The sequence below is a fragment of the Vreelandella titanicae BH1 genome, assembly GCF_000336575.1.
GTDB classification, from domain to species: domain Bacteria; phylum Pseudomonadota; class Gammaproteobacteria; order Pseudomonadales; family Halomonadaceae; genus Vreelandella; species Vreelandella titanicae.
On record NZ_AOPO01000005.1, the window covers coordinates 248,014 to 260,729 of the forward strand.

Here is a 12,716-nt window from a genome sequence, read left to right on the forward strand (position 1 = left end):
TTGCTATCTTTTTGCACAATTACATACAATCAACAATGTTTGTTGATGTTCTTCAAAAGTGGCCTCAAAACACAGCCCCAAAAAACACTCCCCAGGACAATCTCAAGGAACGAGCAATGAAAGATACCCCCCCTCTACGATGGCAGCTGCTACCGCTAGTGGCTGTAGTAACCCTGCTGTCAACGCTGGCACAAGCCGACGATAGTGTCCTCTCGATTAAGCACGCAAATGATGGCATGGCCAGCAGCGATGATGGCCACTTTACCAGTGGCTTTGAGCTCAATTGGACGTTTCAGCCTGAAGCACAAAGCTGGACGCAACGCTTGGCTACCGCTTTGCCCGACAGCCTTATTGGCAGCGCTGATATGGCAGCTTTTCGTTTGGTGCATCAGATTTATACGCCAAACAATATTGAGCAGCGTGGACTGATTGAAGATGATCGTCCCTACGCTGGGATTGTTTACGGCGGTATCTCACTTTACGAAGACGTGCCCATGGGCAATTGGCGCCAAGCGACTGACCTGCACCTGGATATTGGTTTGGTAGGGCCTTCGTCGCTTGCCGATAGCATTCAACGTGAAGTGCACCGCATCACCGAAAGCGACCGCCCCAGCGGTTGGGATAACCAGCTTGGCGATGAAGCCATCGTCAACGTCGCCATGCGTCGCCAGTGGTGGTATAGCTCCCCTTTGATGGGTAAGCAGTTTGTCCATGGCCCCAGCGTTAGCGCCGCTTTGGGCAACCTTTACACCTATGCAAGCGCCGGGTATAGCGTTCGCTGGGGTGATGAGGCGCCTAGCATTCCTACGCTAACGCCAAGCCCTGGTAGCCGCTACCACATGACCGGTAAAGAGGGGTGGCAGTGGTACCTGTTTGCCAGCGTAGACGGTTACTACATGGCGCAAAACCTGACGCTTGACGGCAATACGTTTAGAAATAGCCACTCGGTTGATCGCAAAGAGTGGGTAGGCGACGTATCAGCAGGGCTGGCGCTGGCCTGGGAAGATTGGCAAGTCACTTACGCGGCAGTTCAGCGCTCACGTGAATTTGACGGCCAGGAAGAGCAGGATAAATTCGGCTCTATCACGCTATCTAAGCGCTTCTAAACGGTTAGGTGAAATGAGGTGAGTAGAAGCGCCCAACGGGAAAGGAGTATTGCTTATGGCTAACAAGTATCCTCACACTCCCGATGGACGCTATTTTGTCGCCAAAAATCGGCTTTGGCGCTGCACTGACCCGCGTTTAGATGAAGACGAAAAGCGAACCCATATCAAAGCATTGATGAAAGCCCGCCGGGCGGTTAGGACAGCCCAGCAGCAAGACGATGAAGATGCGCTTCGCCAAGCCCGCAACATGGTGCAGAACGCCAAAGAAGCCCTCGGAGAGCGTGGCCCGGTATGGTGGGATGATGACGCCCCCGATGAAGGCGGTTTGGCGCCCCATAACAGTTCCTATGCCGAGTGGTGGGAGAGTAAACGACAGCTTCCCTAATTTATATTAATTTATAATTCACGGTTGGGGCTTGCGGTGTTACTCTCTGCCGCTTTCCACGCATACTAAGGGCAACCTGTGAAGATCAAAGCAGACCTCTCCATTTTAGATATCATTGGCCATCTACTTGTCTGGGTGGTGTTGAGTATTATCACGTTTGGCATAGCGTTATTTTTCTTTCCCTATTCGTTTGCGCGGTTTGTCATCAATCGCACATCGCTAGTTGATGCCAGCACTGGCGTCGAGCGAAAAATGGTTTGCGATATCAACCTGTTCAGCAATATCGGCCATATCATCCTATGGATGTTGATTTCGCTGGTCACCTTTGGTTTAGGGTATATTTTCTACTTCTATCGAGTTTGGAATTACGCGTTGAATAACTCGCGGATTGAGTCAGTTTAGTTTTTCTCGTTAAACAGAACTCGGCTTGGAGTATTGATGCTGCACCGGGGCCTACGCTGAGAGTTCAAGCGTAGGCCCTTTTTTGGGTGACTAATTACTCGCTATCAGCCAGCTTATCTTGTGTGCGAAGCTCAAAGTCGCTGGCATCATGACGTTCATGCAACTGCTCGTGCGGCTCGCCAAAAGAGCGGTTGACCATACGGCCACGTTTAACGGCGGGACGTTCATCAATCTCTTCTGTCCAGCGCAGAACGTTCTTGTAGGTATGGGCTTCCAAGAATTCAGCCGCTTCGTAAACGCGATTTTTCACTAGTGCGCCATACCAGGGGTGAATCGCCATATCGGCAATGGTGTACTCATCACCCGCCATAAAGCGGTTTTCCGCCAAGTGGCGGTCAAGCACATCAAGCTGGCGTTTTACTTCCATGGTGTAGCGGTCAATCGGGTACTGATACTTTTCCGGTGCGTAAGCGTAAAAGTGGCCAAAGCCACCGCCTAACATCGGTGCGCTGCCCATTTGCCAGAACAGCCAGGAGAGACACTCGGTGCGTTTCGCCGGGTCGCTGGGTAAGAACTCGCCAAATTTTTCAGCCAAATAGAGCAGGATTGCGCCAGACTCAAACACCCGCTGGGGGGGATTGGTAGAGTGATCCATCAGTGCGGGAATTTTGGAGTTGGGGTTCACCTCGACAAAGCCGCTGCTGAACTGACCGCCTTCGCCAATTTGAATCAGATAAGCGTCGTACTCGGTGCCTGCTACGCCTTTCTCCAGCAGCTCTTCCAGCATCACGGTGACTTTGACACCGTTGGGTGTGGCAAGGGAGTAGAGCTGAAGAGGGTGTTTGCCTACCGGCAGCGCCTTGTCATGGGTAGGGCCTGCGATTGGGCGATTGATATTGGCAAATTTACCGCCGTTGCCAGGTTCCCACTTCCAAACGCTCGGGGGAGTATAGGTGTTGTCGCTCATTAGTTTCCTCGCTATAAATATTCTATCGGTGACAAAGCGGCTACAAGGGTTAGCTAGTGCTTAGCCTGATAATAAAGTAGTGCATTTTCTCAAAGAGGTGGCGGATGCGTGTTATTGGTGTGCTAGGCGGTATGAGTTGGGAATCTACCCAAGGCTACTACCGAGCCTTAAATGAGGGCGTAAAAGCAGCGCTAGGTGGCTTCCATTCGGCTAAGATCGTGATGGTTAGCGTCGATTTTGCCGAAATTGAAGCGCTCCAGCAGCAGGGCGATTGGCACGCTGCTGGTGAATTGCTGGCCAGCGCTGCCCAAAGCGTCGAGCGCGCGGGTGCCGACTGCCTGCTGATTGCCACCAACACCATGCATAAAGTGGCGCCCGCTATTGAGCAGGCAGTGACTATTCCGCTGCTGCATATTGCCGATGCCACGGCTGAACAGCTCACCGCCGACGGAATCACTCGCGTTGGCCTATTGGGTACGCGCTTTACCATGGAGCAGGACTTTTATATTGGCCGCTTAGAAAAGCAGTTCGGTATTGAAGTCGTGGTGCCCGATCAGTCTGAGCGCGACACTATTCATCGGGTGATCTTTGATGAACTCTGCCAGGGCCGTATAAAAGATGTATCGCGGCAGCGCTACTTGGCAATCATTGACTCCCTGCATGCTCATGGCGCCCAGGCGGTGATTTTAGGCTGTACTGAAATCGCCATGCTGGTGGGCCAGCGTGATACCAAGGTACCCCTTTACGACACCACCGCTCTGCATGCCCAGAGAGCGGTGGCGTGGGCACTAAATGATTAATCTAGGTAACGACGCTTAGACCAGTGTCAGGGTGACATTAATATTGCCACGGGTGGCATTGGAGTAGGGGCAGACAACATGGGCTTTCTCGACCAACTGCTGGGCAACGTCTTGCTCAAGGCCGGGCAGACTGATTTTTAGCTCGACTTCGATGCCAAAGCCGGTAGGAATGGCGCCGATACCTACGTGGCCATCAATTTTCGTATCCTGAGGAAGCTTTACTTTCTCCTGGCCAGCGACATGCTTAAGCGCACCTAAAAAGCAGGCCGAGTAGCCAGCAGCAAATAGCTGCTCAGGATTGGTGCCATCACCGCCTGCGCCGCCCAGCTCTTTGGGCGTGCTGAGTTTAACATCCAGCGCGCCATCGGACGATTTGGCCTGACCTTCACGGCCGCCAGTAGCGGTGGCGTGGGCACGATAAACAACGTTTTCAATAGTGGTCGTCATTCTGTATCTCCTGTCGGTGTTTTCATTATGAATCTGCGCTATTAACTTAGCGCAGCTTTATTTTGCGCGCAATATAAATGGTAAATAAATCTCTATGCCCTGCGCTAGAAAGCGAAGGCTATTGGTTCTTTTGCAGGCTATCACGCAGCCGCACTAAGTCCTCTTTCAGCGTGGTCAGTGCCTCGATCGATTGCTCGCTGGCATGCACCACACAGCTTGGAATATGGCACGCCTGTTCGCGCAACGCTTTGCCTTTTTCAGTGAGATAAAGCTCGACCACGCGTTCGTCTTCGTGGCTGCGTTTGCGATTCAACAACTGATCGGCTTCAAGGCGCTTGAGCAGTGGCGTCAGTGAGCCAGGATCGGTTAGTAGGCGCTTACTCATTGTGCCTACCGTGATGCCATCGTTTTGCCACAGCACTAGCATCGCCAGGTATTGCGGGTAAGTAAGTCCCAGCTTTTTGAGCAAGGGTTTATAAACTTTGGTCATCATCAACGAGGTTGAATAGAGCGCAAAGCAAAGTTGGTGATCGAGCTCTAATTCGCTACAAGATGGTTGCACAAGTATGGTTCCGATCCGAAATACATCGCCTAATGTAGCGCGGGAAGCAGTTAGTGGCTATCCCTAGACGTTGGTCGTAAGTTGGCAGTTTTGTTTTGACACGCACAAGGCGGGTAGCTAGCCTTCGCATACTCAATGTTACCGGTAACAAATTGCCGTTCATTGAATCGGCCATTAACAACATCGCTATTAACGACTCAGCTATTAACAACCCAGTCATTAACAACAATGAGTATTTGGAGACAACGCTATGACCTCTATTTGGCGCAACACGCTGACCTTAGTCGGCGCGACCACCCTGACATTTGGTATGGCCCATGCCCAAAGCCCGGAGCTCTCTGATCCGCCTGAAATTGAAGGCGAGGTAGTCGGCGACCACGGCTCGCATACTTTGCGCATGGGGATCGGCCTGGCGGAAAGCTCTCCGCAGTACCTATCCAGCCAATACTTTGGTGAGATTCTGGAGCAGCGCACCGACGGCCGCATCACTGTTAACGTTTTCCCTAACAGTCAGTTAGGCGACGACGTTCAAATGATGGAGATGCTGCAAACCGGTACGCTGGATATGACCTATCCGTCGAGCTCAGCCACCACTGGTTACGTTGAAGAACTGGCCGCTTTTGATCTGCCCTTCCTGCTACCTAGTCGTGAAGCCGCTGTAGCGGTCATGCAGAGCGATGTTGCCCAGGACATGCTGGACGCCTTTGAAGGCACCGGTCTGAAAGCACTCGCTTTCTCTGAAAATGGCTATCGTCAGCTTTCGAACAGCGCTCGACCGGTGGCTAGTCCTGATGACGTTGCAGGTCTAGATGTGCGCGGTTTAAGCGTTCGTACCATGGAAAACCCGGTACACCTAGCGATTTGGGAAGCCTTAGGTGCCAACCCCACGCCAATGGCCTTTGGTGAGCTGTTCTCCGCCATGGAACAGGGCGTGGTTGATGGTCAGGAAAACCCCTGGAGCACCATCCTGACCTCTAACTTCAACGAAGTGCAGGACTATGGCACTGAAACACGCCACGTCTATACTCCCTTTATCATGATGCTTTCCGAGCGTACTTGGGATCGCATGGCGCCTGAGTATCAAGAGTTGGTGCTGGAAGCCGCTCGCCAGTCCGCTGAATATGAAATTCAGCTGTCTGCTGAGTATGATGACTGGTCTCGGGATCAGCTAGCAGAGCGAGGAATGGAAATTACTCGCCTGGACGACGAGCAGTTAGCCGCGTTCCAAGATGCCGTTCAACCGGTTTATGAAGAGTGGGCGCCGCGTATTGGCGAAGACCTGATCGCCGACATTCAAAAGATCGTTGAAGAGAGCAGCAACTAAACCTTACGTTTAGCGCACCGTTGGGCAGGCCATCGAGCCTGCCCAACGTGTCAGTGCTTCTGGAGCTCCTATGTCACTCTCCTCTACACCCCCAAATACCCCCACGCCGATTGAAGATCCATCGGTGTATCTGGATGACCCCAATCGCAAGTTGCTGGAAATCGATACCGATACCCGCCAAGGCCCTGCACTGTTCCGCTGGCTAACCTTAGGTATGGAGTATCTTATCGGCGTTATTTTAGTGGCGTTGATTGTGTCCGTTTCTTGCAACGTGGTAGGGCGCGCGCTGTTTAATTACTCACTGCCCTGGGCCGATGAGCTGGCGCGCATGCTGTTTATATGGCTGGTGTTTATCGGGGCCGCTGCGGCGTTTTCCCGTTACGAGCACATTGCCGTTGATGCCTTAGTACGGCGCTTGCCGCTGCGCTTGGCACACATGCTCTATTTACTGCAGCACCTAATTATTACCGGCCTAATGGTGGTAATGATTTGGGGTGGCTACCAAGTGCTGTCGCGTTCAAGCGGGCGCTCAGCGATTATGGATGTGCCATTGAGTTTTATCAGCCTTTCTCTGGTGCTGTGTGTCATCTTTATTGCGGTGGTAGCGGTGTGGCGAATGTGGGTCAGCCTTAACGTTATTCGCCACTCTGAGCGGGAGCGCTAATCATGCTATGGATTTTCCTGGCCATTTTATTGGTCTCTATCGTTATTGGGCTGCCCATTGCCTTTGGTTTAGGCGTGGCGGCGCTGGTCATGGCGGTACTCTCAGATATTCCGCTGTCGATTATGATCGAGCAGTCGATTCGTGGGGTGAACAGCTTTCCGCTGCTCGCCATTCCGTTCTTTATTTTAGTCGGTGAGGTGATGAGTAATGGCGGTATTGCTCGTCGCTTGATGGAACTGGCTGGCGCTATGGTCGGCTTTATGCGCGGCGGGCTAGGGCAGGTTGCCATTACCGGTTCGATGTTCTTTGGCGGCATCAGTGGGTCAGCGGTGGCCGATACGGCCGCTACTGGTGCGATGATGATTCCCTCTATGAAAGAGCAGGGCTACACCGCAGCTAATGCTACCGCAATCAATACCGTGTCGTCGGTGATCGGAATTATTATTCCGCCCTCCATCCCGCTGATTCTGTACGGCATCGTCACTGAAACCTCGATTAGCCGCCTGTTTATAGCCGGTATCATTCCAGGGCTGTTGATTGGCTTTGCGCTGATGGTGACCACCTATATTCTTGCCAAAAAGGATGGCGGCGGCGTGCAGCAGTTCCGCTGGGATCGTCTCTGGAAAGCCTTCAAAGATGCTTGGCTTGCACTTGTTCTGCCGGTCATCGTGATTGGCGGTATTATTGGCGGCGTATTTACCGCCACCGAAGCGGCCGTGGCGGCGCTGCTTTATGCGCTGGCTATTTCGCTGGTGGTTTACCGTGAGTTCAAGATCAAAGAGCTCGGCGGTATGCTGATTCGCACTGCTCGTTTGACCGGCATGGTGATGATGCTGCTAGCGTTTGCGACGGTTATTGCTTGGTTCCTTACCATCAATATGGTGCCACAAACCCTGGTCAGCCAAGTGCAAGCGATCACTCAAGATCCGTTTATGCTGCTGCTGATTGTGGCGACTTTGCTGCTGTTGGTAGGTTTCGTAATGGACTTAACGCCGGCCATGGTCATCATGGCGCCCATGCTGGCACCGATCGTGACTTCGGTAGGTGTTGATGCCGCTTACTTTGGCGTACTGATGGCGTTTGTATTGGGCATTGGGCTGCTAACCCCGCCGGTAGGTACCTGCCTTTACGTAGGTTGTGGTGTGGGTAAAGTCTCCATGGAGTCGTTAGTCAAAGCCATGCTGCCTTACTATGTGGCGCTCTTAGTCGTGCTGGTAATTCTGATCGCTTTCCCTGGCATCGTGACTTGGCTGCCTGATCTTACCGCCGTGCGCGGCAATTAAGGTTCTTGGTAATGAATAGGAGAGCCGCAGTGAAGACCCACTCGCATCGTATTTTGGTGATGGGCGTGTCCGGCTCCGGAAAGTCGCACATTGGTCACCAGTTGGCGTTGACTCTGGGTGCCACGTTTATCGATGGTGATGACTATCACTCACCCGCCAACGTGGCCAAAATGGCCAGTGGCAAGCCGCTCAACGACGATGATCGGAGTGAGTGGTTGGACACCTTGGCGGCGCTGTTTGCCGAGTATCGGGCAAGGGGGGAGTCACTGGTGATTGCCTGCTCCGGATTAAAACAGCGCTACCGTGATCGGCTGCGGCAAGGCGACCCAGCGCTGCAGATTCTCTATTTAGAGGGCAGCCGGGAGCTACTGCTTGAACGGCTTGAAACCCGGGCTGGACACTTCTTCAAAGGCGATACCATGTTAGCCAGTCAACTGGCCGACCTGGAACCGCCCAGTGAAGAGGAGGCCTTCAATGCCTCGATTGCCTTATCGCCCCAAGCGATCATTACGCAATTTGCTGCCACGCTACCGACGCCCAGCCGCTCGCCCATTTAAAGGAAGTAAGTTAAAGGAAAAATAAGCATTGGGGTCAGCTTTAGGGAAGACCTCAATGCTTACACCTTGAATAAGGCAGTTACTTTTTGAAGAAAAAACGTCCCACCCTGCAGGATATTGCCGACCACGTAGGGGCTACCAAAATGACGGTAAGCCGCTGCCTACGTGACCCTGAAACGGTCTCGGAAGGCCTGCGCGAACGCATCTTCTCGATTGCCGAACAGATTGGTTATATTCCCAACCGTGCGCCGGATCTGCTTTCCAGATCGACCAGCCACTCTATCGGGGTGCTGGTACCATCGCTTACCAACCAGGTATTCGCCGATGTTATCCTCGGTATCGAAACGCTGACGGAGCCGGCGGGGTATCACCTGATGCTTTCTCACTATGGCTATAGCCCCGAGCTTGAAGAACGCAGCCTGGCCTCGTTGCTCTCCTATAATGTCGACGGCATTATTCTGTCAGATCGTGACCATACTTCGCGCAGCCTGCGAATGCTGGAAACCGCCGGTATTCCAATTGTGGAAATCATGGACACCCACCGCCCCCCGCTACAACAGGCGGTGGGCTACGACAACGTTCAAGCCGCCTACGACATGGTCAGCGAGATGATCTTACGGGGTCGGCGCCAGGTGATATATCTGGCGGTACGTTTGGATGAGCGTACTCGCCAGCGCGAACAGGGCTACCGCCGTGCCATGGAAGAGCACGGCTTGACGCCCGTTACCCTGCAGAGCACCCAGCGCTCCTCTTACAGTGTGGGAGCGGCGCTGCTGCAACAGGTGATCACTGACTACTCCACGGCGGATGGTCTGTTCTGCACCAACGATGACGTCGCGGTTGGGGCATATTTCGAGTGTCAGCGGCGGGGCATTGACGTACCAGGGCAGATGGCGCTGGCGGGCTTCCACGGCCACGATGTAGGCCATGTAATGACACCACGCCTAGCCAGTGTGGTCACCCCCCGTCAGGCCATCGGTGAAGCAGCTGCGGGGGAGCTATTAGCGCGGCTTCGCGGTGAGAAGCAGACCCAAAAAGTGGTTGATTTGGGCTATCGTATTGAAGTGGGGATGACCTTATAGAGCGCGTTATCAAGTAGCCGTTAGCGGCGTAAATGACTAAAGTAGCCTTTTACTTTTGTCGCGAGGCCGTCGTGCAGATTACTCAACTCAATATTTACCCCGTCAAATCGCTAAAAGGTATCAGCGTGACTCAAAGCGAGCTGCAAGAGCACGGGCTAGCCTGGGATCGCCGCTGGATGCTGGTAGACGCGCAGCAGCGTTTTGTGACCCAGCGCCAACTCCCGGCGCTTGCCACCGTTGAGGTCGCGCTGACCGATGAGCACTTGGTGCTGTCGCATCCTAACGTCGAGCCTATGAGCGTACCGCTGGCCGAGCCAGAGGGAAATTTGCGCCTGGTCAGCGTGTGGAATGACCACTGCAAAGCTCTGCCGGAGAGCGATGAAGTATCGCGCTGGTTGGTCGCCGCCCTAGGCGAGCAGGTTCAGGGGTTTAGCATGGTGCGCTTTGCTACCGAGTTTACCCGTGCCGTTGAAGAGGATTTCCTTGATGGCGGGGCGGCGCATACCTACTTTTCCGACGGTTACCCTTTTTTGGTTGCCACTACGGGGTCGTTAGACGCTCTAAATCAAGCGTTAGTGGCAGGCGGGCATGCTCCTGTGCCCATGAACCGCTTTCGGCCTAATATCGTCGTAGAGAGTGACGAGGCGTGGGCGGAAGATCGCTGGGCAACGTTGACTCAGCAAAACGGCACCTTTCAGCTAGCGTTACGTAAGCCCTGTAAGCGCTGCAAAATCACCACCATCGATCAGCATACGGCGGCAGTGCCTGCCCCTGCTGAACCGCTAAAAACCTTGATTGAACTCAATACGCAACCCAACCTTAAAGGCGCGCATTTTGGCCAAAATGCCACGCTGCTTGAAGGCGCAGGCAGCGTTATTCGTGTGGGGGATAGACTGGCGGCGGCGACTCGCGACGCTTAATGCGCAGCAGCTTAGTGGCAATCGCCGTGCCGATAAGGGTTATCACCATACCGGCGATAATCTGAAGGTTGAGCGTTTCGCCAAGCAGCAGATAGCCCCATATCAGCGCGCTCACCGGCACCAGAAAAGTGACCGTTGAGGTGGCAGTAGCGCCCGCGCTGGCGAGTAAGCCAAAGTAGAGCAGAAAAGCCAGCGTGGTGCTAAGCGCAGCCAAGGCCAAGGCATTGCCCCACGCCAGTGGGCTAATGGGTTCGCTTGGCCACAGCAATATGCCGGGAATCATCAGCACCAGCGCCGACATGGCGCTGCTGCCTGCGGCCAGCACACGGGTTGGTAGATGGCCAAGGCGTGTTTTTGAGTAGTTGCCCGCAATACCGTAGCAAAACGTGGCGCCTAAAACGGCCAAAATGAACCAGCCGTCGCCGCCCAGGGCAAAATCGAGCCGATCGGCAGAGAGCACATAAACACCCAGGAGTGCCAAGGCAAGTCCTAGGTACTGCTGGCGCTGTATCGCGGTAGCGAAGAATAGCGCACCAATTAGTGCAGTGAAAATCGGCGTGGTGGCATTAATCAGCGAGGTAAAGCCCGCTTCAAGGCGCGTGGTGGCAAGTGCCAGCAGTGAAAAAGGCAGTACGTGATTGACTACCCCTAAAAACAGCAGCGGCCCCTTATGCTGCCAGATGAGTCTCAGGTAGTGCAGGCTGATCAGCAGCGGCATCAATAGCAGCGCGCCAATGCCCATGCGCACCAGCACTAAAGGCACTGCACCGAATTCGGGGGCGGCCACGCGCATAAAGATAAATGACAGGCCCCATAGCGAAGAGAGCAGTAGCAAGCGCAGCGCATCAGCCGACGACATGGCGAGTCCTTAACGTTCAAGAGGTGATCCAGTTAGGTAGCTAACTAGCTTAAGGCCGAATAGAAGGGGATGGAAGTGATTGAAGCACGGGTTCGGCAGAACAGGAGAAAATCAGCTACGCTGGTTAGGTGGTCGAGCGGCAACTGCCGTTAGGCCTTGTCTGATAACATGTCTATGCATAATCGCACACACAAGGAGTTGTTCATGGATCGTAAAGCTAGCGCACGTTGGGAAGGTGGTCTCAAGGATGGTAAAGGCACCGTTTCAACCGAAAGTGGCGTTTTAGATGCCAAGTACTCCTTCAGCAAGCGCTTTGAAGATGAAAAAGGTACCAACCCCGAAGAGCTGATTGGCGCAGCGCACGCCAGCTGTTTCTCAATGGCGCTCTCAATGATTTTGGGCGAGAAAGGCTATACCGCTGACGCCATCGAAACCAGCGCCAAAGTGACTCTTTCCCAAAGCGATGCTGGGTTCAGTATCTCGAAAATTCACCTGGACGTGGAGGCTGAGATCAGTGGCGCTGACGACGCCGCATTCCAGGAAGCAGCGGAAACGGCTAAAGCGAATTGCCCAGTTTCCAAAGTACTTAATGCGGATATTAGCATGACGGCTAAACTGAAGGCCTAAATTTTTTTTAGACTGTGATTTGCTTATAAGAAGATAGTTTTTTAATAGAGATGGCTCGCGTATAAACAGTGTGCGCGAGCCATTTTGTTGACTAAACTAATTTTAGCCTCTTAGGTATTTTTTTAAGTTATAGGCATTAAAAAAGCCTTGGCAATTGCCAAGGCTTTTATTTGCTGACTGGTGCTTATTTGTTGTCTTCGTCTTCGTTGCGATTGTACTCTTCAGCTGCTTCTAGCGCATCTTCTGACGCATTAACGGTAATGACATAATCATCGTCATCTTCGTTTTTGGTCAGCTCAAGCGAGTCCCATTCAATAGCGACGTTTTTCTCGCCCATACCTAAGAAGCCACCAACGCCAACAACAACAGCATTGATTTGGCCGTCTTCACCGATTACCAGATCAGTGATGGTGCCGATATCTTCGTCATCTTCGACGCTGCTTTTGACTTGGTTGCCGGTTAAAGCGTCAGCATGGAAAGTGTTTTCTGGCGTTTCCGTCAGGTAAGTTGCTTCCATGGTGGTACTCTCTTCAGCATTTACACTGCCAGCGGCAAACATAAAGGCCGGAACCATGAGCGTACCTAGAATAGCGGGTTTGATCGTTTTCATTTTGCTTGCTCCTTGCGATTTTATTGGGCTTAACGACTCCGCGTAACAACCCGAATAAATCAATAGTGGCGGTATTGGCTTCGTCTAAAATAAGCGATAGCAACGCCGATACTATTATTCC

General features: G+C 53.1%; 16 protein-coding genes. 11 read left to right on the forward strand and 5 right to left on the reverse strand.

The features are described from left to right. The first annotated feature begins 116 nt into the window (after positions 1-116). The 3 genes from HALTITAN_RS11920 (at position 117) to HALTITAN_RS11930 (ending at position 1,893) form a co-directional block, all read left to right on the forward strand. Positions 117-1,106, forward strand: a complete 990-nt coding sequence (locus HALTITAN_RS11920; protein ID WP_039859298.1) for a lipid A deacylase LpxR family protein — start codon at positions 117-119, stop codon at positions 1,104-1,106. A 55-nt stretch (positions 1,107-1,161) separates the two neighbouring features. Continuing rightward, positions 1,162-1,491 carry a hypothetical protein gene (locus HALTITAN_RS11925; RefSeq protein ID WP_027959788.1) on the forward strand — a complete coding sequence of 110 codons (330 nt, stop codon included), beginning with the start codon at positions 1,162-1,164 and terminating at the stop codon, positions 1,489-1,491. A gap of 78 nt (positions 1,492-1,569) precedes the next feature. Then, complete coding sequence (locus HALTITAN_RS11930) at positions 1,570-1,893, forward strand: DUF6693 family protein (RefSeq protein ID WP_022520517.1); 324 nt, start codon at positions 1,570-1,572, stop codon at positions 1,891-1,893. Positions 1,894-1,987: 94 nt separating this feature from the next. On the opposite strand, the gene yghU is transcribed toward HALTITAN_RS11930, so the two are convergent. Continuing rightward, positions 1,988-2,860 carry a glutathione-dependent disulfide-bond oxidoreductase gene (gene yghU / locus HALTITAN_RS11935; RefSeq protein WP_039859299.1) on the reverse strand — a complete coding sequence of 291 codons (873 nt, stop codon included), beginning with the start codon at positions 2,858-2,860 and terminating at the stop codon, positions 1,988-1,990. A 104-nt stretch (positions 2,861-2,964) separates the two neighbouring features. Between yghU and HALTITAN_RS11940 the strand changes: the two genes are divergently transcribed. Continuing rightward, entirely contained in the window at positions 2,965-3,660 is a 696-nt protein-coding gene (locus HALTITAN_RS11940) for an aspartate/glutamate racemase family protein (protein WP_009287265.1), read from the forward strand. A 15-nt stretch (positions 3,661-3,675) separates the two neighbouring features. Here HALTITAN_RS11940 and HALTITAN_RS11945 read toward each other — a convergent pair whose 3' ends face one another. Then, a complete protein-coding gene (locus HALTITAN_RS11945) occupies positions 3,676-4,107 on the reverse strand; it encodes an organic hydroperoxide resistance protein (RefSeq protein ID WP_022520514.1) in 432 nt (143 codons plus the stop codon). A gap of 118 nt (positions 4,108-4,225) precedes the next feature. Then, entirely contained in the window at positions 4,226-4,669 is a 444-nt protein-coding gene (locus tag HALTITAN_RS11950) for a MarR family winged helix-turn-helix transcriptional regulator (protein WP_022520513.1), read from the reverse strand. 250 nt (positions 4,670-4,919) lie between these two features. Between HALTITAN_RS11950 and HALTITAN_RS11955 the strand changes: the two genes are divergently transcribed. From HALTITAN_RS11955 to HALTITAN_RS11980, 6 genes are all read left to right on the forward strand, one after another. Further along, positions 4,920-5,993, forward strand: coding sequence for a TRAP transporter substrate-binding protein (locus HALTITAN_RS11955; protein ID WP_009287266.1), 1,074 nt, complete (start codon positions 4,920-4,922; stop codon positions 5,991-5,993). Positions 5,994-6,063: 70 nt separating this feature from the next. Next, complete coding sequence (locus HALTITAN_RS11960) at positions 6,064-6,657, forward strand: TRAP transporter small permease (RefSeq protein WP_009287267.1); 594 nt, start codon at positions 6,064-6,066, stop codon at positions 6,655-6,657. 2 nt (positions 6,658-6,659) lie between these two features. After that, positions 6,660-7,940, forward strand: a complete 1,281-nt coding sequence (locus HALTITAN_RS11965; protein ID WP_009287268.1) for a TRAP transporter large permease — start codon at positions 6,660-6,662, stop codon at positions 7,938-7,940. Between the two features lie 29 nt (positions 7,941-7,969). Further along, on the forward strand, positions 7,970-8,497 hold the full coding sequence (locus tag HALTITAN_RS11970; RefSeq protein WP_035538563.1) for a gluconokinase: 528 nt from the start codon (positions 7,970-7,972) through the stop codon (positions 8,495-8,497). A gap of 86 nt (positions 8,498-8,583) precedes the next feature. Further along, complete coding sequence (gene gntR, locus HALTITAN_RS11975) at positions 8,584-9,579, forward strand: gluconate operon transcriptional repressor GntR (RefSeq protein ID WP_009287270.1); 996 nt, start codon at positions 8,584-8,586, stop codon at positions 9,577-9,579. 71 nt (positions 9,580-9,650) lie between these two features. Next, complete coding sequence (locus HALTITAN_RS11980) at positions 9,651-10,499, forward strand: MOSC domain-containing protein (RefSeq protein WP_027959783.1); 849 nt, start codon at positions 9,651-9,653, stop codon at positions 10,497-10,499. On the opposite strand, the gene HALTITAN_RS11985 is transcribed toward HALTITAN_RS11980, so the two are convergent. Then, positions 10,453-11,358 (reverse strand): DMT family transporter, encoded by a 906-nt coding sequence (locus HALTITAN_RS11985; RefSeq protein ID WP_027959782.1) that lies wholly within the window; start codon positions 11,356-11,358, stop codon positions 10,453-10,455. The genes HALTITAN_RS11980 and HALTITAN_RS11985 overlap by 47 nt on opposite strands. A 204-nt stretch (positions 11,359-11,562) precedes the next feature. Here HALTITAN_RS11985 and HALTITAN_RS11990 point away from each other — a divergent pair, with 204 nt between their 5' ends. Continuing rightward, positions 11,563-11,985, forward strand: a complete 423-nt coding sequence (locus HALTITAN_RS11990) for an OsmC family protein (RefSeq protein ID WP_027959781.1) — start codon at positions 11,563-11,565, stop codon at positions 11,983-11,985. 184 nt (positions 11,986-12,169) lie between these two features. Here HALTITAN_RS11990 and HALTITAN_RS11995 read toward each other — a convergent pair whose 3' ends face one another. Beyond that, positions 12,170-12,595, reverse strand: a complete 426-nt coding sequence (locus HALTITAN_RS11995) for a PRC-barrel domain-containing protein (protein ID WP_027959780.1) — start codon at positions 12,593-12,595, stop codon at positions 12,170-12,172. Positions 12,596-12,716: the final 121 nt, after the last annotated feature.